Genomic DNA, 25,403 nt, shown 5'->3' with positions numbered 1-25,403 from the left:
CTTTTTTTCAGCTTTAAAAAATTAAAAGGTTTTTATATCTCATTTATATACAACAACAATTTATTTTATAACGGTAAAACTATGCCAAATTTAATTCTCCCAACACGTGCTTTTGAGGTGGTCAAAAAAGGGATTGATTTGTTCCACTACGGTGGCTTTCACATGGTCGGTGTCGACAAAATTGTGAGAGAAACCGAAGTGAATAAAATGACGTTTTATAACTATTTTCACTCGAAAGAACGCTTCATTGATATCTGTCTAATCGTGCAAAAAGAACGGCTGCAAGACCAAGTGGTTGCAATGGTGGAGTACGACCATGACACAAGCACAATCGATAAACTTACGACTCTTTATGAATTACATACCAACTTAGAAGGGCAATATTACTTATTATTTAAGGCCATTTTTGAAACTAAAAACAGCTATCCAAATGCCTATCAAACTGCGGTGAGGTACAGAACATGGCTGACCAATGAAATTTATAGCCAGCTTAGATTACTCAAAGCTGATGTTTCTTTTACTGATGCCAGACTGTTTTTATATATGATTGATGGCGCAATTCTTCAGCTTTTAATATCAGAACAGGCCGATGAAAATGAGAGATTATTAATGCGCTTTTTAAGACAGTTTAAATAGAAACTAAAGACCACTTTATAATAAATACCAAATTAAAGGCTTCCAGCTATTTATAATAAAAAGAACAAATAGGATGAAAGCCTAAAATTTGAATAACGACTTAGAATGTATTTTGAATAATGACATCGTCGTAAGGAAGTTTACCCACACGAGGGTAAGGCTCGGAAGCCGACTTACCAACTGCAATCATTAAACATACTACGTGGTCTTCAGGTAAGTTAATGAGCTTCGCCATAGCGTCAAAGTCAAAACCATCCATTGGGCAGCTATCTAAACCATGTTCTTGAGCAAGCAACATGAGGGTTTGAGCAAAAATACCCGCACTGCGCATCACTTCGTCACGCTGAGTTTGTGGACGGTCACGATAATACTGGTCAATTGCACCAGCCATAATATTTTGAACTTCTGGAGTCGCACCATCCCATACACGTTTAGCATCAACTTCCCATGTATTTACTTTTGCACATAACACAATCAGTAAAGATGCTTCTGTAACTTGTGGCTGGTCCCAAGCAATTGCACGAATTTTTTGTCTTAACTCAGTGTCTTCAATAATCACTGGACGCCAATGTTGCAAGTTAAAAGCACTTGGTGCATTTGCTAAAACTTCTTGTAATAACTCTTTCTTGTTATCTTCAGATAATTCAAAAGAAGGGTCGAAGCGTTTAATTGCACGGCGCTTACGGAGAGCATCAATAACATTCATAAGATTTTCCTAATTAAGAGGTGGGTAGCAATACTAGTTAGCTTTATAACGTTGAGCTACTTCAGCCGAAGAAAAGTTTGGTAGTAAAGTGATACGTGATTTTTCAAAATTATTCCATTGATTTTCGTCTTTAAGCACAGGAATTGTAATTGTTTCTTTGCGATCAAAGCCGATTAGAGCAGCATCGACCAAATCATTGACATCCATTAATGGTGGAACTTGGCTTAAGTCGATGCCTGAACGTTCCCAAATTTCGGTTTTAGTGGCAGAAGGCAATACCGCTTGCACATGCACGCCATGATCTTTTAGCTCTAAATGTAAACCTTGGCTAAAAAAATGTATGAAGGACTTAGTTGCACCATAAATGGTAGAGCCAAATTCAGGGGACAACCCAACCACAGAACCTAAATTAATAATTGAGCCTTTACCTTTACGCACAAGTTGCTCTGAAACTGCATGAGACAACCGAACCACCGCAGTCATATTTAAAGTCATGAGTGTTTCAATTTCTTTAATATCCTGAGCTAAAAAGTTCCCGCTTAGTGTAATACCTGCGTTATTTACCAAAATTTCAATATCGGCATCGTTTTTAAGTACATCTTCAATTTTACTGATGTCTTGATCCTTTGATAAATCGGCTTGAATGAACTCGACCTGTACACCGTATTTTTCTTGAAGATCTTTTGAGATTTTATCTAAACGGGTTGTGTCTCGTGCCACCAGAATTAACTTATGACCACGTTGCGCAAATCGGTCTGCATAAACAGAACCAATCCCTGACGAAGCCCCTGTAATAAGTACTTTTGATTGAGCTGACATGTGATGTCTCCACGCTTTAATTTTTAGATGATGATCATAATCTAAAATAACTAATTTTTGATGTCAATCATAATCAATGTATAATTATGACCAGTAGGGTGAATAAAAGTGGGTGCGCCAACATGAAAGTCAGTAAAACTCAGGTAAAAGAAAACCGAGATAAAATTGTTGAAAAGGCGACTCAACTGTTTCGTAGCAAAGGCTACGATGGGGTCGGCATTGCCGAGTTAATGTCTAGCGCAGGTTTTACCCACGGCGGCTTTTATAAACATTTCACTTCGAAGACTGACCTTGTCTCAATTACTGTTAAACATGGACTTGAGCAGGTTTTAAAAAGAATAGAAGGTTTAAACTTAACTCAATTTATTCAGCTTTATGTGTCCCGCACTCATCGAGATAATCGAGATTTGGGCTGTACCTTAACTGCACTATCTTGTGATGCCGCTAGACAGCCAGACGAAGTAAAAGTCGAATTTGAAGAAGGCATTGAGCAACTTATTCAGTTCATTATGAACGAACGAGCCAAACAAGTTTCTTTAGAAACAGAAGAGTTGAGAAAGCAAGCCATTAATATTCTTGCTCAGTCTGTAGGGGCAATTGCCTTGTCTCGCGCATGCCTAGACCAATCAAACCTTAGCGATGAAATATTGGAAAGCTGCAAAGAAAGTCTTTTAAAATTAGCCGATTAAGCTTTGTTATCCGTTAAACTGGTTTGGCTAAACTGAATTAATCTCGCAATATCGACGGTTCTTTCATAAATAAGTTCTGCTGCATATTCGCAGGCCTGTTCTAATGTAATGGGGCCATTGGCGAGTGAAAAAGCAGCCGTAACGCCATGCTCATAAAGCGCTTGGTAACCTTCGCCTAAAGCGCCTGCAATCACAATAACGGGAACATTGTGCGCCTTAGCAATTTGACTCACCCCAAATACGGTTTTACCGCTTAAGGTTTGTTGGTCAAATTTACCTTCGCCTGTAATGACCCAATCTGCGTTAGCAATTTTATGCTCAAGTTGATTCAGTTCGGCTACGACTTTAACACCAGCTTTAAAGTCTGCATTTAAATAACTTTTGGCTGCAAAGCCTAAACCGCCAGCAGAACCTGAGCCTGCTTCATCTCGTTTGTCGAAACCTAAAAGTTGTGCCGTGACATCGGCAAAATGGGCAAGTGCTGCATCGAGTAACTGTACTTGAGCAGGGGAAGCCCCTTTTTGTGGGCCAAAAATATGAGATGCGCCTTTTGGACCGCAGAGTGGATTGGTCACATCGGCAGCCAGTAAAAACCGTGTATGTTCAATGCGTGAGTCGAAATGTGTTAAGTCAATGTGTGATAGGTTGTTTAGAGCGAGGCCACCTGCGGGTAAAACATTTTTATTAGCATCGAGCAAAACTGCGCCTAAAGCACTGAGTAGCCCTGTGCCGCCATCATTGGTTGCACTACCGCCCACAGTTAAAATAATGTCTTTTGCGCCTGCATCTAAAGCATCCAGAATGAGCTGGCCTGTGCCAAACGTTGTGCTGTGGCAAGCGTCTCGCTCAGATGGTGGAACTAACTGTATGCCGCTCGCTTGAGCCATTTCAATGATGGCAATTTTTTGTTTTTCTAACCAACCCCATTTGGCCTGAACAGGCTGACCTAATGGCCCGACTACAGTTTTTTCACGCCATTGACCATTGCAGACTTCTAAAATAGCTTCAATGGTTCCTTCACCACCATCTGCCATTGGGCACAAAACAGTTTCTGCATGAGGAAAAACCGCTTGCCACCCTTTGACAATGGCTTGCGCTACCTTCAAAGCAGATAAGCTGTCTTTAAATGAGTCAGGGGCGATCAAAACCTTCATAAATGCTCTAATAAGGATAAGTTTCTCATTGTTTTATACTGCTTAATACCAAAAAACCATAGATAAACCCATGTAAGTGTCAATTTTAAAACGCTTTCAAACTGTTAAAAATGAAACCCAATAATGTTTTTATCTGTAAAAATTACAGCTACTAAATTTTTAACTCATTGTTTTATATGTTTTTATATAAATAATGTGCTTGGGCTGAATGATTGTAATTGTAAATAATATGGCACATATTATAAGAGCGGTTGAGCCGGCTTTTAAAAGATGAGCAATAACATAAAAAGCAGACTCTACTCATGGGTAAACAGCGGGTAGCTTTGATAAAACCATAATTAAATTGTGATTTCTCTGAGCCTGTTGAGTGTAAAAAAGATAAGAGGATGAAAAAGTGGATAATTCAGAAGAACAAAAGCACATACAGGAAAATAATAGTTTTGCGCGAATTGAGCCATATACTCATCCTGCTGGCGGGTGGGGCGCACTGCTGAGTGTTGCTCGAAACCTAAAGCGACAAGATATTTTAGGCAAAGGCTCAATTACCTTACTCAACATTAACCAGCCGACAGGTTTTGACTGTCCCGGCTGTGCATGGCCAGAAAAGAAAGACGCTCACGCATTTAACTTTTGTGAAAATGGTGCCAAAGCGGTTGCCTTTGAAGCAACCAGTAAAACCGTTACTCCCGAATATTTTGCAGGTCATACCGTCAGTTGGTTGTCAGAACAAAGTGACTTTTTCTTAGAAGACTTAGGGCGCTTAACCGACCCAGTTCGTTATGATGCTGCAACCGATAAATATGTGCCTATTTCATGGGACGACGCATTTAAGCTCATCGCTCAACATTTACATGCACTAGACAACCCAGACCAAGCGGCATTTTATACGTCGGGCCGTGCCAGTAATGAAGCCGCATTTTTATATCAATTGTTTGTGCGAAGCTTCGGTACAAATAACTTTCCAGACTGTTCAAACATGTGCCATGAAACCACAAGTGTCGGCTTGCTCGACTCGATTGGTTTAGGAAAGGGCACAGTCACCCTAGATGACTTTGATATAGCCGATGCTATTTTTAGTTTTGGTCATAACCCCGGCACCAACCATCCACGTATGTTAGGTACTTTACGTGAAGTTTCTAAACGCGGCGGCAATATTATTGCGATTAACCCAATTAAAGAACGAGGCCTAGAGCGTTTCCAAGACCCGCAAGCACCGCTTGAAATGATGACCAACGGCAGTACGCCAATTAGTCGTTATTATTTCCAGCCAAAAATTGGGGGTGACTATGCACTCATGTTAGGGATGTTAAAGCATTTAAATGAGTGGGATAAAAAAGCACTTGCTTCAGGTAAACCAAGCGTTTTTGACCGAAACTTTATTGCGGTGAATACTGTTGGTTTCGATGAAATGATTGCCGAGGTGGAAAGAACTGAGTGGGCAGATATTTATAAGCACTCAGGTCTTTCACCTGAACATTTAGAAAAACTCTCTAAACTCTTTTTAGAGTCAGAGCGCTCCATTTTCTGTTGGGGTATGGGGATTACCCAGCACCGTCACGGAACCGCTAACGTACATATGCTGGCAAATTTATTGTTGGCGCGTGGTCAAATTGGTAGACCGGGCGCAGGACTTTGTCCGGTTCGTGGGCACAGTAACGTGCAAGGCGACCGCACGATGGGTATTAATGAACTGCCTAGCCCTAAACTACTCGATAGCATTGACCGTGTGTTCGGTATTAAATCGCCAAGAAAAAATGGGCATGGTGTGGTTGAAACCATTAAAGCTATGGCTGAAGGCGAGGTCAAAGTCTTTATTGGTTTGGGCGGAAACTTTGCGGTTGCAACTCCCGATACTCCATATACTCAAGAAGCACTTAGAAAATGTGATTTAACTGTTCATGTCGCAACGAAATTAAATCGTAGCCATTTGGTGTGTGGTAAAGACGCACTTATTTTGCCATGTTTAGGCCGTACCGAAATTGATGAGCAACTTCATGGCCCACAAGCGATTTCGGTTGAAGACTCAATGAGTAATGTTCACTTGTCGGCAGGGCGCAATACACCAATTTCTAAAAACATATTGTCGGAACCGGATATCGTGGCAAGAATGGCTGAAGCGGTACTTCCAGACAGTCAGATTAAATGGAAATGGTACATTGAAAGCTATGACCGTATTCGTGACTCAATTGCAGATGTATTTGATGAGTTCCATGACTTTAACTTACGTGTTTATAAACCGGGTGGTTTCCATCTAGAACATCCAGCCAATCAGCACATCTGGAATACCAAGAGTGGTAAAGCGCAGTTTATGATTACACCTCTGAGTGAGGTTTATGCCGATAAGGAAAATCAGTACGTTGCGGCATATACCGAAAGTAAGGTCTATACCTTAATGACCACTCGTTCCCATGACCAATACAACACCACGTTATATGGGTTAGATGACCGTTACCGCGGAGTGTTTGGTCAGCGCCGTGTGTTATTTATGAACCAAGCCGATATTGATGAAGCGGGCTTTGAAGCAAACCAGTGGGTTGATATTGAAAGTGTTTTCTCGGATGGTGTGAAACGTATTGTGCATAGTTTCCGTATTGTGCCTTACAACATTCCGCGTGGCAGCTTGGCCGCTTACTATCCAGAAACCAATCCTTTGGTGGCATTAAGCAGTCACGATAAATATGCCAAGATTCCGGCATCAAAAAGTGTTCCTGTGATTTTGCATCCTGGAAATGCACCTGAGCATTTTAACTTGGCAACAGCCGTTGACCCTGAAGATGCAGATAGAAAAGTCAGCAGCCTTTAAATCTAAGACGATATTTAAAATGTAATTCAAATAAATGGCGCTCTAAACAAGCGCCATTTTGAAATAAAGGAAATCATTTTGACACCACATTCTTATGGGGTTGAAACATTACAAGTACAGCGGTTTAACAAAACCGAATCTGAAAATGTTTTAGATCATATTGTGCAAGAGTACCCAATCGCCTTGGTGTATAACGGTATTTCACATGCGGTGATGATGGCGACACCAACCGATGTCGAATTATTTGCCAAAGGTTTTAGTCTCTCTGAAGGCATTTTGACCAGTTTAAAAGAGCTATATGCGCTTGATGTGCATCAAAGTGAATTGGGAATTACGGTTGAAATGACCATTTCATCGAGAGCATTTGCTGCACTAAAAGAACACCGCCGTATGATGGTAGGTCGTACAGGCTGTGGTTTATGCGGAATTGAGAACTTAGAACAGTTTCAGTTAGACGTGCCAAAAATTACAACACATGCATCAAAAATATGGCTTGAGCAAATTCCAAGTGCCATTTCCCATTTAAAAGCCCAGCAAGAAATTACAGCTTTAACAGGTGGGGCACATGCCGCAGCGTGGGTGGTTGATGGTCAAATCGTGGCGCTATTTGAAGATGTTGGCCGCCATAATGCCTTAGACAAACTAATTGGTTATTTAGCGCAAGAAAACTACGACACCAGTTTAGGTTTTGTGGTGATGACCAGTCGGGCAAGTTATGAACTGATACGAAAATGTGCCCAGTTGAATATTAGCTTGCTCGCTTCAATTTCAGCACCGACCAGTATGGCCATTCAGTTAGCCAAACAATCTGGCCTCACATTGGCAAGTTTCTGTAGGGGAGATAGATTTGTTTTATATACAGAAATTTAAAATATATCGTTCAATATGATGGGCTTAAAACGAAGCTCATCTGACATTTCTGTTGCTTTTAAGCTAAGGATAGATTTTATAGATTATTATAAAACTCTAAAGGTTCAGAGTCTGTCCAAATGTCTTGGGTACAATCAATAAAAGAATGGGCAAAACGTCTAAAAAAACAAATTATTATGCTTTGGTTTGCATCAAGGCATCCTCAAATGCCGTGGTTACCTAAAGTTATTGCGGTAGTGGCTGTGGCTTATGCTTTTAGTCCCATCGACTTAATTCCAGATTTTATTCCTATATTAGGGTTTGTAGACGATGCCATCATTTTACCCATACTCATTTGGTTAGCGCTTCGTTTTACGCCTCAACAGGTTATTTTCGATGCGGAACAGCAAGCTAATGAATGGCTAGAAGAACATGAAAAAGGGCCACGAAATTATTTGGTTGCTGTACTTATTATTTTAATGTGGCTCACTCTTGCCGTGATGGCTTATTTTTATTTCGGTGGTGGTTTGTAGGTGAACTACGCTTAGAAAGGTTGTCGTAATTTAACGCCCCGAACATTGTGCTTTGCTACAACTCAAAGGATAATAACGTTTTTATAAGCTATGAGTTGCAGACAATGAAAATCGTCGCAGATGAAAACTTGGCATTTACCGATTACTTTTTTTCAGAATTTGGCGATATTCAACACCATGCAGGACGCACCTTAACGCACGCAGATGTAAAAGATGCTGAAGCTTTATTGGTTCGCTCAGTCACCGCAGTGAACGAAAGTTTAATTCAAAATACCGCTTTAAAATATGTGGGTAGTGCCACAATCGGAACCGATCATTTAGATATTCAAGCCTTAGAAAAACATGACATTACATGGGCCAATGCAGCAGGTTGTAACGCACAAGCCGTTGCTGAATATGTGATTACTGCTTTACTGCATTTAGATGTGAATCTTTTAGAACAACAAGAAAAATTTACGCTAGGCATTGTGGGGCTTGGCAACGTGGGTAAACGTTTGGCCTATATGGCTCAGTTACTTGGTTGGAACGTAATTGGTTTTGACCCATATGTACAGTTAGATTCAATTGAAAATGTAAGCTTTAAAACCCTATTGCAACAAGCCAATGCGATTTCAATTCATGTGCCGCTTACTAAAAACGATGAACATGCGACATATCATCTTTTCAATGAACAAACTTTTGCACAACTTCAACCTGACACCATTTTAATTAATAGCGCTCGTGGTCCGGTGGTGAAAGAAGCTGCTTTAATGCAAGACATTCAACGCACCCAGCGTAAAGTCGTGCTCGATGTATTTGAACATGAACCAGTCATATCGGATGAGCTTTTAAATATGTTGGCGTTGGCGACACCGCATATCGCAGGTTATAGCTTGGAAGGTAAGGCACGCGGTACACAAATGATTTATGAAGCGTTTTGCCAAAAATTTGGATATGACCTTAATAAACGTTTTGAAACTCAGTTACCTGCATGCGAAGACTATTTTTCAGGACATGATTTAAAGGCAGTGCTCAAGCAAAAACTATCTCAAATTTATGATATTGCTCAAGATGATGCCAACATCCGTGCCTGCGTTAAAGACGGCAAAGTAGAGCAAAAAGCATTTGATTTATTACGTAAGAATTATCCGCTGCGCCGTGAATGGGCAGCACACGGGGGACCACAGGCATGAGTTTAAGTTATCAACCTACTTGTTCAATTGATGCTTTAAAGGCTCGTGCTAAGCTTTATACCCAAATTCGCCAGTTCTTTGCAGAACGTGATGTCATGGAAGTTGAAACGCCAATCGTTTCACAAGCAGGTGTTACCGATGTGCATTTGGCTTCGGTTCAGACTTTGCGTCATATTCATGGCAAGTTGCAGACTCAATATTTACAAACCTCGCCAGAGTTTGCCATGAAGCGTTTATTGGCAAGTGGTAGTGGGCCGATTTATCAAATCTGTAAGGTTTTCCGAGACGATGAACACGGACGTAAACACAACAGTGAATTTACCATGCTTGAATGGTACCGTCCGGGTTTGGACTTAAAAACATTAATGCATGAAACAGCAGACTTATTACAAACCTGTTTGCAACATCGCTTTGGTGAAGTTCGTCCATTTATTTTAAGTTATAAGCATGCCTTTCAGGACCGCTTGGACATTAACCCGTTACAAGCAACTTTAAAGCAACTCAAAGATACTGCAAATCGTGTGGGATTAAATCTTGATTTAGGTGATGACCGCTTAGCTTATATGGATTTGTTGTTCTCTCATTTTGTTGAGCCAAGTTTAGGTTTTGATGCACCTGTCTTTTTAACTGACTTTCCGCCAGAAATGGCATCTTTGGCGAAAGTAAAAGTAGATGAAGATGGGGAAGAGGTCGCAGCGCGTTTTGAGGTTTATATTGAAGGCTTAGAGCTTGCCAATGCTTACGATGAATTGCTCGATGCAGACGTGTTACGTTCACGCTTTGAAGCAGACAATGCAGAACGAGCTAAGCAAGGGCTTCATGTCATGCCATTAGATGAGCACTTGTTGGCTGCGTTACCTCATATGCCTGAATGTTCAGGAATTGCTTTAGGCATAGACCGTTTACTCATGGTTGCTACAGATCAACTTAAAATTGAAAAAGTCATCGCATTTCCAGCTGAAATTGCCTAAAAACAAATAATAAAAAAGCCACAATAATGTGGCTTTTTTATTTAGAGCTTATTTAAATTAAGCTTGTTGAATACCTGCAACAACCCAGTCTTGCTGAGAGCCAACAGGTTTTACAAAGTGCCAGATTTCAGTAAATGGCTGTGGCAAGCTATTTAAATCTTCACTTACTGTACCTGTAAAGCGTACGCTCACAATGTATTGACCATTTTCAGTCGCACTGTCTACAACCATTGCATTTAAGTTACTAAACTCGGCAACGTCCTGATCTTGATTCTCCATGATATCGTTATACATAGAGTTATAAAGTTCAGGGGTTAAGTAGCGACGAATTTCTTCGATGTTACTTGCACTGTTAATTGACTGAATGTGGTTAAAACGCTGACGAGCAACACGTAAGAAAGAAGCAGGTTCGCTACCATCTGGTAACTGATTGCCATTACTTGTTGTTGCACCGCCAAACGGAGCTTGAGTTGCTGTACCACCACCAACAGACTGACCAAAAATATTGGTATTGTCGTTTGAGTTAGTTGGCGCAGCTGAACGGCCAAATGTGTTTTGACCGTTGCTGTTTGGAGCGTAAGGATTATTTGCTGCTAATTTTTTTTTCCCGCCAAATTTGCGGAATACAAAAAAGGCAACAGCAGCAGCAAGTAATACCCATAACCAACCTGGGATACCACCTTTCTTCTCTTGTTGCTGTTGAGCTTGAGCAGCTTGTTGCTCGTTGTCAGGCTGGGTTACACGTTGTTCAGTTGATGTTGGTTTGTCATCAGCTAAAGCATGTGCTGCAACAGCACCTACGGCAGCACCAGCTACACCAGCTGCAACCATTGAACCAACACCCGGACCAGATCTCTGAGGTGCTGTAGCAGGTTGTTGAACTGGAGCCACTTGACGAGGTTGTTGATATGACTGGCTTGAAGTGGTAGAGCGTGCCATGCCGTGGCTTTTACCACCACCTGCACGTTTTGCTTCAGCAAGAGGAGAAATTGCCAAAGCAGCCATTAAAATACCGGTTATCAAGCCGCGCTGGTGTACTTCCATAGGAAATTCCTGTTTAAAATTAATTTGTAATAGTATTTATGCAGCCATTTACACTAAATTTCAACTATAAAAATATGTTTTTTTATGTCAATTCATCGCTGAGCTGCATCGCTTCGGTGAGCGCTTCATGTAAGCGTGCCACAGCAATCACTTGAACCCCCGGAATCGCTTTTTGTGGGGCGTTGCCTCTAGGTAAAATGACATATTTAAAGCCATGTTTTGCCGCTTCTTTTAAACGTTCTTGTCCATTTGGCACAGGACGAATTTCACCTGAAAGTCCAACTTCACCAAAAACTGCAAGTTGCTGAGGCAATGCTTTGGTACGTAAACTCGAAGCACAGGCCAGTAAAACAGCCAAGTCAGAACCTGTTTCAGTAATTTTTAAACCACCGACAATGTTGACATAGACATCTTGTCCTGTGGTTTGCACACCGCCATGACGGTGCATTACAGCAAGCAACATGTTTAAGCGGTTTTGTTCAAGACCAAGCGCGACGCGTCGTGGTTGCCCTTGGGCATCATCGACTAAAGCCTGAACTTCAACTAAAAGCGGGCGAGTACCTTCACGGCTAATCATAACAATTGAACCGGGAATTGCTTCGTCGTAACGACTCAAGAAAATAGCAGAAGGGTTGGCTACTTCGCGTAAACCTTTATCGGTCATGCCAAATACGCCAAGTTCGTTGACTGCACCAAAACGGTTTTTAACAGCACGAATCATACGATAACGTGAGTCGGACTGGCCTTCAAAATAAAGTACGCAGTCCACCATGTGTTCTAAAACACGTGGACCTGCGAGTGCACCTTCTTTGGTCACGTGGCCAACAATAAATAACGCTGTGCCACTATTTTTTGCATAACGGGTCAATAACGCAGCAGATTCACGAATTTGTGAGACACCACCTGGTGCAGATTGGAGCGTTTCTGTGTAAAGCGTTTGAATCGAGTCCAAAATTGCAACAACAGGTTTTTCTTGCTCTAAAACTTCACAAATCCGCTCAACGCAGGTTTCAGCCATAACTTTTAACTGATCTGTCGGCAGGTCAAGGCGCTGAGCACGTAAAGCCACCTGAGATAACGATTCTTCACCCGTAATATAAAGTGCAGAGCTTTTTGCACTTGCCATGTGGGTTGCGGTTTGCAAAAGAATAGTCGATTTACCAATACCTGGGTCACCACCAATCAGAACCACTGAGCCTGTGACCAAACCACCGCCGAGCACACGGTCAAACTCGCTAATACCTGTAGGTAAGCGGGTTTCATGAGAAACCGAGACTTTATTAAGTGTTGTGATATTGGCAACTTGGCCTGCATAGCCACCAATTTTAGGACGCGCACGATGCGCTGTAGTAGGTTCGAGTTTGACTTCAGTCAGAGAATTCCATTCACCACACTCTGAACATTGACCGGCCCATTTAGGATGATCAGCACCACATTGTTCGCAACGGTAAACAGTTTTGACTTTGCTCATATTCGACTTCGGTTAGATAACTTCATAATCAGTAAAAACAGAGTATAGCAAAACGACACCCTGAACGTAGGCAGAACCCGATCATTTTTCAAAGGCCTATTTTTCACCCGTTGTCCAAAAATATTGGAATGCATTTTGCTTTAGCTAAGGTGGGAAATTTTTAGGATATTTACCTATGTCTAATCTTCAGCATCATGATCATGCTGGCGACTTACAGCGCAAGCTGACCAATCGCCATTTACAATTGATCGCTATTGGAGGGGCCATTGGAACAGGCCTGTTTATGGGGTCGGGCAAAACTATTTCATTGGCGGGGCCGTCAATTTTATTTATCTATTTAATTATTGGCACCATGATTTTCTTTCTTATGCGTGCTTTGGGAGAAGTTTTACTTTCCAACCTAAATTATAAGTCATTTGTCGATATGGCTTATGACCTGATCGGCCCTTGGGCTGGCTTTTATGTCGGGTGGACCTACTGGGTAAGTTGGGTACTCGTAGGTATGGCAGATTTAACCGCGGTAACGAGCTATTTGAGTTTTTGGCTACCCAATGGAGTCAGTTTTAGTCCAATAGAACAGGCCATGATTAGTGCGGGCTGTGTTCTCTTTTTATTAGTTTTAAACTTATTAACGGTTCGTCTATTTGGTGAAGTTGAATTTTGGTTTGCGATTATCAAAATTGTTGCCATTATTGCTTTAGTCCTTGCCGGCATCTACATGGTCGTGACCAAGTTCCAATCACCATCTGGCTCTGTTGCTGCTATCTCTAACATTTGGAATCATGGCGGTATGTTCCCTCATGGGGTAAATGGTTTCCTTGCGGGCTTCCAGATTGCGATCTTTGCTTTTATTGGGGTGGAGTTGGTCGGGACTACAGCCGCTGAAACTAAAGATCCACATAAACATTTGCCTAAAGCAATTAACGCAATTCCGATTCGCGTCATTTTGTTCTATGTATTGGCATTAATGGTGGTGATGTCTGTAACACCTTGGGATCAGGTAAAAGCAGATCGTAGCCCATTCGTTGAATTATTCTTAATGGCAGGTATTCCAACTGCTGCAATTATTATGAATCTCGTGGTGTTGTCATCGGTAATGTCTTCGATGAACAGCGGTATTTTTTCAACGAGTCGAATGATGTACGGCTTATCACGTGATGGTCAGGCACCTGAAACTTTGGGTCAGCTGACTAAAAGTGCAGTTCCAGCAAATGGTTTAATTTTTTCCTGTGCCTGTATTATGGGTGGTGCTTTATTACAATATTTTGTGCCAAATACCATTGAAGCATTTACCTTGGCAACAACGTTATGCACCATTTTATTCTTAACGGTATGGATTTTGATTTTGGTGTGTTACATCCGCTACCGTAAGTTATCTCCTGAACTGCATGAAAAATCGAACTTTAAAATGCCGGGTGGGGTAGCGATGAGTTATGTCGTTATTGCTTTCTTCTTATTTACGATTGCGATTTTGAGCCTTGAAGCAGACACAGCTAAGTCGCTTATGGTTAGCCCAATCTGGTTCCTTGTACTTGCAATTGGTTACTTTGGTTTTTATAAGTCAAAAATAAAACGTAATTTTGCCCAAGAATAAATAACTTAGAAGCAACATATAAAAAGGCAATCGATCAGATTGCCTTTTTTAATTGAAAAATCAAAGTGGTTCAAGTCTTATTTGTAGACTGGAAGGTGCGTTGTATTGCTATGTTCTTGTGCGTATTATCGGATTTAATTGTATGTATCTTGAAATTATCAGCCATACAGACAAAAATTGGTTAGCTGAAAAGTTGTCAAAAAATATACATTTAAAAAGATACCTGCAAATGGTGCGATATCGTCTTTTTGATTTGAATTTAGCTAACGGACTAAAAAAATTACTGGAGTGTATTCATAAAATGTCGAATCAAAATCTGAGCGACCCTCATGAACAAGGTGAGCTCCATCGTAGTCTTTCCAATCGGCATTTACAGCTGATTGCAATTGGTGGTGCCATCGGTACTGGATTATTCATGGGGTCAGGTAAAACGATTAGTCTTGCCGGCCCATCTATCTTATTCATTTATTTGATTATTGGTGTGATGGTGTTTTTTGTCATGCGTGCGCTTGGCGAATTACTCCTGTCAAATCTGACCTACAAATCATTTATTGACTTCACCACAGATTTAATTGGCCCATGGGCAGGTTATTTTGTGGGGTGGACCTATTGGTTGTGCTGGATCACGATTGGTATCGCCGATCTTTCTGCAATTATCTACTACTTACAATTCTTCAATAACGGGCAGCCTTTCTCACCAATGGAAGGTGCAATGATTAGTGTGGCCGCTATTGTATTTATTATGGGTTTGAACCTATTAACTGTACGCCTATTTGGTGAGTTAGAGTTCTGGTTTGCGCTTATTAAGATTCTTGCGATTATTATTTTAATTGCAGTGGGTCTATGGATGATCTTTACCGGCTTTACTTCTAGTACGGGCGAGGTGGCTTCATTTACTCACTTGTGGGCAAATGGTGGGTTCTTCCCAACAGGGGTGCATGGCTTCTTGGCTGGCTTCCAGATCGCAATCTTTGCTTTCGTTGGTGTAGAACTTGTCGGAACAACGGCTGCTGAAACCAAAGACCCTGAGCGTAACTTGCCTAAAGCGATTAACTCAATTCCAGTTCGTATTATTATTTTCTACGTATTGGCATTGCTTATTGTAATGTCGGTAACGCCGTGGAACAGAATTGATCCGGCGATCAGCCCATTTGTAAACTTGTTTAGCCAAGCAGGTATTGCAGCGGCAGCAATCTTGATGAACTTAGTGGTATTGTCATCAGTGATGTCGTCAATGAACAGCGGTGTATTCTCAACAAGCCGTATGTTGTTTGGTTTATCTCGTGAAGATCAAGGACCGAAAGCTTTTGGTAAATTGAACAGACGTGCAGTACCTGCAAATGCATTGTATTTTTCTGCTGCGTGTTTATTGTTAGGTGCGGCATTACAGTATTTTGTACCAAATACAGTTGAAGCTTTCACACTTGCAACAACACTTTCAACCATTCTGTTTATTTGCGTGTGGTTACTGATTATCTGGAGCTACATTCGTTATTACACGACGCGTCCTGAACTGCATGCCAAATCAACATTTAAATTGCCGGGTGGTTTATTTACCTGTTGGATCACGATTATTTTCTTTGTTGGCATGATTTACGTGTTGTCTTTAGAGCCAGACACGTTTAAAGCACTGAAAGTCAGCCCAATCTGGTTTGTTATCTTGATCATTGGTTATTTCTTCTTTTATAAACCACGTCATAAAAAGTAATGAAATTGATTTGCTTATGACTAAACGCTGGCTGAAAAGCTGGCGTTTTTTATGCATATTGTTTTTCTATTCAAGTTTACTCTTTAGCCGCCTGCATGATCACGGTATACTGCATCGAATTGTTTAAATCAGGTGCTCAGATGCGTCGTGTCATTTGCCTCATCAGTTTATTGAGCAGCAGTATTTTGCTTACAGCTTGCGGTCAGTCAGGAGCATTACAGCTACCTTCTGATCCAAATTATGACAACCGTGCAAAATACTTGCTCTATCGTAATAAAGAATCAAAACAAGTTGTGCAAAAGGATGAAAAGGCTGAACAGCCAGTCGAGTCATCATCAGCTCCAACCCAAACAACTTCACCTTAAGCTTTGAAATAAGGACACATTCATGAGTTTCACCCGCATTAATGGAGTATTGCATGCAGAGCAATGTTCTCTAGAGCAGCTTGCGCAGCAATTTGGCACACCGTTATATGTTTATTCAAAAACAGCTTTTGAAAAACATTATTTAGATATGGATCGTGCCTTTGACTTTATTGATCATCAAATCTGTTTTGCGGTGAAGTCTAACTCAAACTTGGCTGTTCTTAGTGTCTTGGCAAAACTTGGTGCGGGTTTTGACATTGTGTCTGGTGGTGAGCTGGCTCGTGTTTTGAAAGCGGGTGGGGATGCTTCTAAAATCGTATTTTCAGGTTTAGGTAAAACTGAAGTAGATATTGAAACATCACTTAATGTAGGTATTGCTTGTTTTAATGTCGAGTCTTATGCAGAGCTGGACCGCATTCAAAAAGTAGCTGCTCGCTTAGGTAAAAAAGCACCTGTTTCGTTACGTGTAAATCCAGATGTCGATGCAAAAACACATCCTTATATTTCAACTGGTTTAAAAGAAAATAAATTTGGTATTCCAAGTGATACCGTTTATGAAACCTATCAATACGCAGCTTCTTTACCTAACCTTGAAATTGTAGGTATTGACTGCCACATTGGTTCACAGCTCACTGAAACTAAACCATTTGTTGATGCTTTAGACCGTGTCATTGTGATGATTGATGAATTGAAAAAACTAGGTATCAATCTTAAACATATCGATATCGGTGGTGGTTTAGGGGTTTGTTATAAAGATGAAACACCGCCAAGTGTTGAAGAATATGCAAACTCTATGAAACCTGCTTTAGAAAAGTTAGGCTTAAAAGTCTATATGGAGCCGGGCCGTAGCATCAGTGCAAATGCGGGTGTACTTTTAACTAAAGTTGATTTGCTTAAACCAACGACACATCGTAATTTCGCGATTATTGATGCAGCAATGAATGATTTGATTCGTCCTGCTTTATATGAAGCTTGGATGGATATTCAGCCTGTTGTGCCACGTACCGATACTGAAGAAAAAGTATGGGACCTCGTTGGTGCGATTTGTGAGACAGGTGACTTTATTGGTAAAGATCGCTTACTCGCATTACAAGAAAATGACTTGTTGGCTGTACTCGGTGCAGGGGCTTATGGTTTTGTCATGAGTTCAAATTACAACACGCGTGGCCGTGCAGCAGAAGTCATGGTATCAGGTGAAAAGAGCTATTTAATTCGTGAACGTGAAACGGTTGAATCGCTTTGGGAAAAAGAACGTTTATTGCCTGAGGAGTAAATGAGATGTTATTAGAATTTACCAAAATGCATGGTTTGGGCAATGATTTCATGGTGGTTGATCTAATTAGCCAAAGAGCTTATTTAGATACAGCAACCATTCAACGTTTGGCAGATCGACACTTTGGTGTTGGCTTTGACCAGCTTTTAATTGTTGAACCACCAGATCTACCAGAAGCTGACTTTAAATATCGCATTTTCAATGCAGATGGTTCTGAGGTTGAACAGTGTGGTAATGGCGTACGTTGTTTCGCTCGTTTTGTACATGAACGTCATTTAACCAATAAAACCAACATTACCGTACAAACCAAAGCAGGTATTGTAAAGCCAGAGCTTGGGCAAAATGGTTGGGTGCGCGTAAATATGGGCTACCCAAAGTTTCTACCAGATGAAATTCCATTTGTTGCTGAAGAGCCAGAAGCTTTATATACCCTTGAGTTGGCAAATGACCAAAACATTAGTATTGATGTGGTGAACATGGGTAATCCTCATGCGGTCACTATTGTTCCAGATGTGTTAACTGCTGATGTTGCTAATATTGGTCCACAAGTTGAATCACATAAACGTTTCCCTGAACGTGTGAATGCTGGCTTTATGCAAGTGATTGATGATAAACATGTTCGCTTACGTGTATTTGAACGTGGTGTTGGTGAAACACTCGCTTGTGGTACAGGAGCATGTGCTGCTGCGGTAAGTGGTATGCGCCGTGGTTTACTTGCGAACTCAGTTGAAGTTGAACTTGCTGGTGGTAAGTTACAAATTGAATGGCAAGAAGGTGATGTGGTTTGGATGACTGGTCCAACAACCCATGTATATGATGGACGTTTGGATTTACGTTATTTCCAAGGTTAATCGCATAGCCTAAATAAAAGCCTCTTTTCATCAGTTAAAGTGATAAAAGAGGCTTTCTTTTATATGTACAATAATTTTTTAATTTCATAACCTTATAAAAATATGAATAATTTAATTTTCTTACCTGGTGCATCAGGCAGTACTGCATTTTGGTATCCCTTAATTGAAAAATTACCTCAGCAATACCGTACAAAAATTATTGGTTACCCCGGTTTTGGCGATACACCAGAATCCCTTGAAGTGAAGAGTTTTGAAGACCTAACAAATTATGTGGTCGATCAAATTAATGAAGAATCTATCATTGTCGCGCAATCTATGGGTGGGATTTTTGCCGTTGCCACAGCGCTAAAAAAACCTCATTTGGTGAAAGGGCTGGTCTTAATTGCTACTTCTGGTGGAATCAACCTTAAACGATTTAATGTTCAAGACTGGCGTGAAGCATATCGCCAAACATTTTTAAAATATCTAGATTGGTTTGTTACTACTAATGCCAACTACGAAGAGTTTTTGCCAGATATAAATGTTGAAACTTTATTAATCTGGGGCGATAACGATCCGGTGAGTCCTGTTCAGGTAGGCCAGTATTTAAATCAAAAGTTTGAAAAATCGACGTTATATGTTGTGAACGGCGGGGACCATCAATTAGCAGAAAAACATGCCGATGAAGTTGCAGTCCAAATAGAAAACTACTTAAAAAACTTTATGTAAATCTTTAGCTATTATTTAGCGTGCTATGCGTTAGCACGCTTTTTAAAAGTTATCTTTTACTCAAAGCTAATTTCAATGCGAACAACACAAAAATACTGCCTGTAATTCGGTCCATATATTTCACAAATTTAGGTTGTTTTAGATAACGTGAAAGTGGCTGCATGGCTAGAATTAATAAAGTTGACCATACTATTCCAATCACCACATGAATCATTACAAGTCCCATTACCCAAGTGACAGCCGATGCTTGGGCTGGAATGAACTGGGGAAGAAATGAAATATAAAAGATGCCTACTTTGGGATTGAGTAAATTGCCAAAGAAACCTTTGATAAACCAATTCTCTGAAGTAGAGCGATTTGAATTATTTTCTTGTATGTCTGCAAGTTGGCTACGTGGTTTTAAAATCATATTTAAACCAAGCCATGCGAGATAAGCAGCTCCCATCCATTTCAATAGATTAAAAGCTAAGTTTGAAGCCATAAGTAAGGCACCTAAACCGCAGGCCACGACAACCCCCCAGGCAATACAGCCAAGACTAATTCCAAGAGCTGCTTGGAATGCTTTAGATTTACCTTCAAGTGTAGCAGTACGAATAATTAAAGTCGTATCTAAGCCAGGAGTAAGCGTAAGTAAAGTAATGGCAATTAAATAAGGAATGAGTATGGTGGTCATGGCAGCAAGGTCCAATGAATACTTGATATAAATTGTAATATATAAGTTAGATTCATTATGCTGTGCGATATGAAATTTTCATGATCAAATAGTTTTTGGTACACTCAAAAAAAATGGGCAAATAAATGGAGAGCAATTTGGATTTTGCATTACAACTGCTCTCGATGTGGTTAAAAGAAAGAAAAATTCAAAATCAGTCTGAGCATACAATCACGGCTTATGAGCGAGATGTGAAAAGCTTTCTTGAGTTCTGTAACTCAAAAAAAATTGATTTAAAAAATGTTGAAGCTTCAGATTTACGTGAATATCTGGCTCAGCGTGTTGAGCAAGACCAGTTAAGCGCAAGTAGCATGCAGCGTCATCTCACTTCTATTCGCCAGTTTATGAAGTGGGCTGAACAGGGCAAATATCTAGAAATTAATCCTACTGACGATTTTAAGTTAAAACGCCAGCCTCGGCCTTTGCCGGGCATGATCGATATAGAAACGGTTAATCAAATTTTAGATCAACCCATGCCGGAAAAGCCAATTGATCAGCAGCTTTGGTTGCGAGATAAAGCCATGTTGGAACTACTTTACTCAAGTGGTTTACGACTCGCTGAACTACAAGGCCTGACAATTAAAGATATCGATTTTAATCGTCATCTTGTTCGTATTACGGGTAAAGGAAATAAAACCCGTATTGTCCCATTTGGGAAAAAGGCAAAAGAAAGTCTATTGAACTGGCTTAAAATTTATAAAATCTGGAAAGGTCATTTTGACCAAAATGCTTTTGTTTTTATTTCTCAACGAGGTGGTGTACTCACTCCACGGCAAATCGAGAAACGTGTAAAACTTCAGGCACAACGAGCTGGTGTAAATGTCGACTTACATCCACATTTACTTCGACATTGTTTTGCCAGCCATATGTTATCAAGTAGTGGTGATTTGCGTTCAGTTCAAGAAATGTTAGGTCATAGCAACTTATCGACTACCCAAATTTATACACATATTGATTTTGATCATTTGGCTCAAGTGTATGATCAGGCTCATCCGCGAGCGACCAAGCATTAAGTCATTTAAGATAAATTATTTATCAATACGCGACTTTGATTGCACTGAATAAGATGAATATAGAGATCATTTGTACTTTTTTACAAATTTGTTTAAAAGAAATATGTGAAATTACCCAATTGACCATTTTGAACTTTGCACATTTTGTCGACATATATGGCCTAAAAACGACAAAATTTGACTCATTTACAAGGCGCTTATGTTTCTGACTAATAAGGTAAATAAGATAAAAAGATAATAAAAATCAATGTATAAAATAGACTTTAAAAAGAATAAAATAAGGGCGAGTCAGGTGTGAAATTTTTTTTATGAACTGATGATTTCATTTTTTTTGTACTGTTCCAGAAAATTGTGACTTGACCGAAATGCCAAACACATTGCAAGATAGGGTACCTAAAAAATTTGAATTGAAGAGTTAATATACTTTTCTCAACATTTACTTTTGCTAGAACAGCCGAGGATTACATGAAGGCTCTTGTTGCTGTAAAACGTGTGGTTGATGCCAACGTTAAAGTTCGTGTTAAGCCGGACAATAGTGGGGTTGACCTTACCAACGTTAAAATGTCAATTAACCCATTTTGTGAAATCGCAGTGGAAGAAGCGGTTCGCTTAAAAGAAAAAGGAACAGTATCAGAAATCGTTGTTGTTTCTATTGGTCCTAAAGAAGCTCAAGAACAAATCCGTTCTGCAATGGCTTTGGGTGCAGACCGCGGTATTTTAGTTGAAACCACTGATGAAATTGGCGCTCTAGAAGTTGCTAAAATCTTAAAAGGTGTTGTTGACGCTGAGAAACCAGAACTTATCCTTCTTGGTAAACAAGCAATTGATGATGATTCTAACCAAGTAGGTCAAATGCTTGGTGCATTATTAGGTGCTGGTCAAGGTACGTTTGCTTCTGAAGTGAAAGTGGATGGCGGTAAAGTACAAGTGACTCGTGAAATCGACGGTGGTTTACAAACTGTTGAACTTGCGCTTCCTGCAATTATTACAACTGACTTGCGTTTAAACGAGCCACGTTATGCTGCATTGCCTAACATTATGAAAGCTCGTAAAAAACCGCTTGATACTAAATCTCCTGCTGATTACGGTGTTACAGCTGGTACTAAGCTTAAAACTGTTAAAGTTGAAGCTCCAGCAGAACGTAAAGCTGGCGTACAAGTGAAATCTGTAGATGAGCTTGTTGAAAAATTGAAAAATGAAGCGAAAGTGATCTAATACGGAAGGATAAAATCATGAGTATTTTAGTTATCGCTGATCACAACAACCAGACACTTAACGGTGCTACTTTAAACGTTGTTGCTGCAGCTCAAAAAATCGGTGGTGATATTACTGTATTAGTTGCTGGTTCAGGCGCTCAAGCAGTTGCTGACGCTGCTGCTAAAGTTGCTGGCGTAAGCAAAGTATTGCTTGCTGACAACGCTGCTTATGCAAACCAATTAGCTGAAAACGTAGCTGGCTTAGTTGCTGACTTGGCTAAAGGTTACAAATACGTTTTAGCTGCTTCTACAACGACTGGTAAGAACATTCTTCCACGTGTTGCTGCGCTTCTTGATGTAAGCATGATCACAGACATTATTTCTGTTGAATCTGCGAACACATTCAAGCGTCCAATCTATGCTGGTAACGCTATTGCAACTGTTCAATCTGACGAAGCAATCATTGTTGGTACTGTTCGTGGTACAGCATTTGATCCAGTTGCTGCGGAAGGTGGTTCTGCTGCGATTGAAACTGTTGGCGAAGTAAAAGACGCAGGCATTTCTAAGTTTGTATCTGAAGAAATCGTTAAACTTGATCGTCCAGAATTAACAGCTGCTCGTATTGTTGTATCTGGTGGTCGTGGTGTAGGTTCTGGTGAGAACTACCACAAAGTACTTGACCCATTAGCTGACAAGCTTGGTGCAGCACAAGGTGCTTCACGTGCAGCAGTTGATGCAGGTTTCGTACCTAACGATTTCCAAGTTGGTCAAACTGGTAAAATCGTTGCACCTGAGCTTTACATTGCTGTAGGTATTTCTGGTGCGATCCAGCACTTAGCTGGTATGAAAGATTCTAAAGTTATTGTTGCAATCAACAAAGACGAAGAAGCACCAATCAACAGCGTTGCTGACTACTGGTTAGTTGGTGATTTGAACGCTGTAGTACCAGAGTTAGTAAGCAAGTTGTAATTTACAGCTTGTGACTTAATTGAAAAACGCCCTTGTGCTATAACTAGCCAAGGGCGTTTTTTATTTCGATCATTATTATGAATATTAACTATTCCGGTTCCATAGAAGCTCATCAATTGCACCAGTCATTGGTGAGATTGGCACGGGCAGATATGGCACGAGATTATTTATGTATTCGATCTAAAAATCAGCATGGCCTTTCCAATATTAAAGTTAGCCAGTTGCATATGGGATTTATTCTATATGGGCAACAACAATTAAATCTTCAAACAAAACAAATCAATTTTAGTGCCGGTGATCTCTATATTATAAAACCCGATACGGTTATCGATGCAGTTAATCTGCCTGACCCTATAACGGGTGAGTATCTCACTATTCTTGTGCCTATGTGTGACGAAGTCATTCAAGCTGCACAAATGATTTGGGCGAAGCCCGTAGTCGACAAAACTGAAGCAATATTAAAGTTTTCAATTGATGATTTTGCCACCTCTTTAACCGAGTGGCAAACGGCTTTGTTTAATCATGATGTAGTGAAAGCACGTTTATGTATTACCGCTATGCTTGTACAGTTATGCCAACGGCACTTCTCAGATGTATTAATTGTACCGCCACCTAAATTAACAAAAATCATTCACGATTGGGTAATAGAGAATCCGCAGCACCATTGGCAGTCTAGTGAGTTTGAAATGCGACTAGGTTTAAGCAGTGCAACACTTCGTCGCAAGCTTAGCCATGAAGATACGACCTTAAGGGAAACGATTACGCATGCCCGTCTTACTTATGCACTTGAGTTGTTGTATTCGAAAAAACTACCGATGAAAACGATTGCAGCAAAATCTGGATACCAGTCTGTTGCTATTTTTCGTGATCGCTTTGTAGAGCGTTATGGTATAGATCCAGCTGTTCTAGCTGCCGAATAAGTCAATTTGAGCGTTTCTTGTAGTTTATTGAGCGATTTAAATAGATAAAAACCAATAGAGTTAAAGTATGAAAATACCAAGGACACTATGATGAAATCATTAAAATCACTTGCGATATTATTGCTGCTGAGTGCCAGTACAGTTATACATGCAGAACAAAAGCCAACCGTGCATCAGGTTGATGGTTACTTTTTACAGCCCGTAGGAAACCTAAAAGTAACGGCATTGTTTGATGGGGAACTGGGACTGCCTCGTAGTGATTTACTGGGTATTTCGGCTGAAAAAGCCAATCAACTGTTTGAAGAAAATTTTGTTCCTGTAGATGAGCATAATCAGATTGTCACGGATTTCTCTGCCTATCTTGTGCAAACGCCTACGCAAAATATTTTGATTGATGCAGGGACTGCAAAATGTTTTGGCCCAACTTTAGGTCATGTACGTGAAAACTTGAAGAAAGCAGGCGTACAGCCTGAACAAATAGATACGATTTTAATTACACATGCCCATCCTGATCATTTATGCGGTATTACACTCGATGGCAAAATGGTTTATCCAAATGCGAAAGTTTATCTGGCGAAAGAAGATGTCGACTTTTGGACATCATCTGCAAATGAAGCAAAAGCCACCGATTTTTTTAAACCAATATTTAGAATGACGCGTGATGCCTTGCAGCCATACCAAAAGGCAGGGCAACTCGTTGCTTTTACCAAAGCCACTTTTAACGTACCGAATGTTCAACTGATCGTGACTCATGGTCATACGGAAGGTCATTCTTCATACTTAGTAGATGGACAAAACGGTCAAAAGTTCTTAGGTCTAGGTGATGTGGTGCATTACGGTGCAGTCCAATTTCCTTATCCTGAAGCAAGCTACAAACCCGATACTCACTCGAATCAGGCTATAGCTGTTCGTAAGAATATCTTTGAACAAGCCTATAAAAACCAATGGTGGGTAGGGGCAGCACATATCGCTTTTCCTGGCATTGGACACATTGGTAAAAGCTCAAAAGGATATCAATGGATACCGGCTCAATATCGTCCTGTAAAATGATAAGTTCAAATTGATTATTCAAAAAAAAAAGCAATGAATTTGAAAAATGGACTCCGAATCTTTAGCTCAAATATTGCTAAGTTGGGTTAAGACGAAAAGTTTGATTCTTTAAATAGATGAAATGTGTTCTAAAAAGAGCACTTTCATGCTGTTTATATTTTGGTCGAATAATTGAGTTTTAAGGAATACATTTAAAA

At 40.3% G+C, this 25,403-nt stretch carries 24 protein-coding genes; 18 read left to right on the top strand and 6 right to left on the bottom strand.

All coding sequences use genetic code 11. The annotated features are described in order from the left end of the window. Window positions 1–81 precede the first annotated feature (81 nt). Complete coding sequence (locus tag ACIF8R_RS14300; RefSeq protein WP_396481475.1) at window positions 82–636, top strand: TetR/AcrR family transcriptional regulator; 555 nt, start codon at window positions 82–84, stop codon at window positions 634–636. Between the two features lie 100 nt (window positions 637–736). Here the strand turns inward: ACIF8R_RS14300 and ACIF8R_RS14295 are convergent, their stop codons facing one another. Beyond that, complete coding sequence (locus ACIF8R_RS14295; protein WP_311086751.1) at window positions 737–1,342, bottom strand: nitroreductase family protein; 606 nt, start codon at window positions 1,340–1,342, stop codon at window positions 737–739. Between the two features lie 33 nt (window positions 1,343–1,375). After that, window positions 1,376–2,161 carry an SDR family NAD(P)-dependent oxidoreductase gene (locus ACIF8R_RS14290; RefSeq protein WP_396481472.1) on the bottom strand — a complete coding sequence of 262 codons (786 nt, stop codon included), beginning with the start codon at window positions 2,159–2,161 and terminating at the stop codon, window positions 1,376–1,378. A gap of 122 nt (window positions 2,162–2,283) precedes the next feature. Between ACIF8R_RS14290 and ACIF8R_RS14285 the strand changes: the two genes are divergently transcribed. Then, window positions 2,284–2,850 (top strand): TetR/AcrR family transcriptional regulator, encoded by a 567-nt coding sequence (locus tag ACIF8R_RS14285; RefSeq protein ID WP_274785589.1) that lies wholly within the window; start codon window positions 2,284–2,286, stop codon window positions 2,848–2,850. Here the strand turns inward: ACIF8R_RS14285 and ACIF8R_RS14280 are convergent. Next, window positions 2,847–4,004 carry a glycerate kinase gene (locus ACIF8R_RS14280; protein ID WP_396481470.1) on the bottom strand — a complete coding sequence of 386 codons (1,158 nt, stop codon included), beginning with the start codon at window positions 4,002–4,004 and terminating at the stop codon, window positions 2,847–2,849. The genes ACIF8R_RS14285 and ACIF8R_RS14280 overlap by 4 nt on opposite strands. 394 nt (window positions 4,005–4,398) lie before the next feature. Between ACIF8R_RS14280 and ACIF8R_RS14275 the strand changes: the two genes are divergently transcribed. From ACIF8R_RS14275 to epmA, 5 genes are all read left to right on the top strand, one after another. Next, window positions 4,399–6,807 (top strand): FdhF/YdeP family oxidoreductase, encoded by a 2,409-nt coding sequence (locus tag ACIF8R_RS14275; protein ID WP_396481468.1) that lies wholly within the window; start codon window positions 4,399–4,401, stop codon window positions 6,805–6,807. 78 nt (window positions 6,808–6,885) lie between these two features. After that, window positions 6,886–7,677: a formate dehydrogenase accessory sulfurtransferase FdhD gene (gene fdhD / locus ACIF8R_RS14270; RefSeq protein ID WP_396481466.1), complete on the top strand. Its 792-nt coding sequence runs from the start codon at window positions 6,886–6,888 to the stop codon at window positions 7,675–7,677. A 119-nt stretch (window positions 7,678–7,796) separates the two neighbouring features. Further along, the gene (locus ACIF8R_RS14265) at window positions 7,797–8,189 is read left to right on the top strand and encodes a YkvA family protein (RefSeq protein ID WP_209045448.1); all 393 of its coding nucleotides are present in this window, start codon (window positions 7,797–7,799) and stop codon (window positions 8,187–8,189) included. 104 nt (window positions 8,190–8,293) lie between these two features. After that, complete coding sequence (locus ACIF8R_RS14260) at window positions 8,294–9,361, top strand: 4-phosphoerythronate dehydrogenase (protein WP_396481464.1); 1,068 nt, start codon at window positions 8,294–8,296, stop codon at window positions 9,359–9,361. Next, window positions 9,358–10,332, top strand: coding sequence for an EF-P lysine aminoacylase EpmA (gene epmA / locus ACIF8R_RS14255; RefSeq protein WP_396481462.1), 975 nt, complete (start codon window positions 9,358–9,360; stop codon window positions 10,330–10,332). Before ACIF8R_RS14260 ends, epmA begins: the two co-directional genes overlap by 4 nt. 57 nt (window positions 10,333–10,389) lie before the next feature. On the opposite strand, the gene ACIF8R_RS14250 is transcribed toward epmA, so the two are convergent. Together ACIF8R_RS14250 and radA are read right to left on the bottom strand one after the other, a co-directional pair. Then, window positions 10,390–11,376 carry a Tim44-like domain-containing protein gene (locus ACIF8R_RS14250; RefSeq protein ID WP_263614413.1) on the bottom strand — a complete coding sequence of 329 codons (987 nt, stop codon included), beginning with the start codon at window positions 11,374–11,376 and terminating at the stop codon, window positions 10,390–10,392. An 82-nt stretch (window positions 11,377–11,458) separates the two neighbouring features. Further along, complete coding sequence (gene radA, locus ACIF8R_RS14245; RefSeq protein ID WP_304402689.1) at window positions 11,459–12,847, bottom strand: DNA repair protein RadA; 1,389 nt, start codon at window positions 12,845–12,847, stop codon at window positions 11,459–11,461. Window positions 12,848–13,022: 175 nt separating this feature from the next. Here radA and ACIF8R_RS14240 point away from each other — a divergent pair, with 175 nt between their 5' ends. From ACIF8R_RS14240 to ACIF8R_RS14215, 6 genes are all read left to right on the top strand, one after another. Further along, on the top strand, window positions 13,023–14,441 hold the full coding sequence (locus ACIF8R_RS14240) for an amino acid permease (RefSeq protein ID WP_396462392.1): 1,419 nt from the start codon (window positions 13,023–13,025) through the stop codon (window positions 14,439–14,441). A 301-nt stretch (window positions 14,442–14,742) separates the two neighbouring features. Continuing rightward, the gene (locus tag ACIF8R_RS14235) at window positions 14,743–16,149 is read left to right on the top strand and encodes an amino acid permease (RefSeq protein ID WP_263614411.1); all 1,407 of its coding nucleotides are present in this window, start codon (window positions 14,743–14,745) and stop codon (window positions 16,147–16,149) included. A gap of 140 nt (window positions 16,150–16,289) precedes the next feature. Next, on the top strand, window positions 16,290–16,514 hold the full coding sequence (locus ACIF8R_RS14230) for a lipoprotein (protein WP_396481460.1): 225 nt from the start codon (window positions 16,290–16,292) through the stop codon (window positions 16,512–16,514). A gap of 22 nt (window positions 16,515–16,536) precedes the next feature. Then, complete coding sequence (gene lysA, locus ACIF8R_RS14225; RefSeq protein ID WP_396481458.1) at window positions 16,537–17,787, top strand: diaminopimelate decarboxylase; 1,251 nt, start codon at window positions 16,537–16,539, stop codon at window positions 17,785–17,787. A 5-nt stretch (window positions 17,788–17,792) separates the two neighbouring features. Beyond that, on the top strand, window positions 17,793–18,638 hold the full coding sequence (gene dapF / locus ACIF8R_RS14220) for a diaminopimelate epimerase (RefSeq protein WP_396481456.1): 846 nt from the start codon (window positions 17,793–17,795) through the stop codon (window positions 18,636–18,638). A 102-nt stretch (window positions 18,639–18,740) separates the two neighbouring features. Continuing rightward, window positions 18,741–19,346 (top strand): alpha/beta fold hydrolase, encoded by a 606-nt coding sequence (locus tag ACIF8R_RS14215; protein ID WP_396481454.1) that lies wholly within the window; start codon window positions 18,741–18,743, stop codon window positions 19,344–19,346. Between the two features lie 49 nt (window positions 19,347–19,395). On the opposite strand, the gene ACIF8R_RS14210 is transcribed toward ACIF8R_RS14215, so the two are convergent. Further along, window positions 19,396–20,019: a LysE family translocator gene (locus ACIF8R_RS14210; protein ID WP_396481452.1), complete on the bottom strand. Its 624-nt coding sequence runs from the start codon at window positions 20,017–20,019 to the stop codon at window positions 19,396–19,398. Between the two features lie 164 nt (window positions 20,020–20,183). Between ACIF8R_RS14210 and xerC the strand changes: the two genes are divergently transcribed. The 5 genes from xerC to ACIF8R_RS14185 all read left to right on the top strand — a co-directional run bounded on the left by xerC (window position 20,184) and on the right by ACIF8R_RS14185 (window position 25,206). Further along, window positions 20,184–21,071 carry a tyrosine recombinase XerC gene (gene xerC / locus ACIF8R_RS14205; protein WP_396462482.1) on the top strand — a complete coding sequence of 296 codons (888 nt, stop codon included), beginning with the start codon at window positions 20,184–20,186 and terminating at the stop codon, window positions 21,069–21,071. A 465-nt stretch (window positions 21,072–21,536) separates the two neighbouring features. Next, a complete protein-coding gene (locus ACIF8R_RS14200) occupies window positions 21,537–22,286 on the top strand; it encodes an electron transfer flavoprotein subunit beta/FixA family protein (RefSeq protein ID WP_000646180.1) in 750 nt (249 codons plus the stop codon). A 17-nt stretch (window positions 22,287–22,303) separates the two neighbouring features. Continuing rightward, window positions 22,304–23,236, top strand: a complete 933-nt coding sequence (locus tag ACIF8R_RS14195) for an electron transfer flavoprotein subunit alpha/FixB family protein (RefSeq protein ID WP_004699815.1) — start codon at window positions 22,304–22,306, stop codon at window positions 23,234–23,236. A 77-nt stretch (window positions 23,237–23,313) separates the two neighbouring features. Next, window positions 23,314–24,156 carry a helix-turn-helix domain-containing protein gene (locus ACIF8R_RS14190; RefSeq protein WP_396481449.1) on the top strand — a complete coding sequence of 281 codons (843 nt, stop codon included), beginning with the start codon at window positions 23,314–23,316 and terminating at the stop codon, window positions 24,154–24,156. Window positions 24,157–24,246: 90 nt separating this feature from the next. After that, complete coding sequence (locus ACIF8R_RS14185; RefSeq protein WP_396481491.1) at window positions 24,247–25,206, top strand: MBL fold metallo-hydrolase; 960 nt, start codon at window positions 24,247–24,249, stop codon at window positions 25,204–25,206. Window positions 25,207–25,403: the final 197 nt, after the last annotated feature.

The sequence above is a fragment of the Acinetobacter sp. ABJ_C4_1 genome (assembly GCF_044538495.1).
Taxonomy (GTDB): domain Bacteria; phylum Pseudomonadota; class Gammaproteobacteria; order Pseudomonadales; family Moraxellaceae; genus Acinetobacter; species Acinetobacter nosocomialis_A.
Note: the sequence above shows the minus strand (reverse complement) of the source record. Positions and strands in the feature narration are given on the sequence as shown.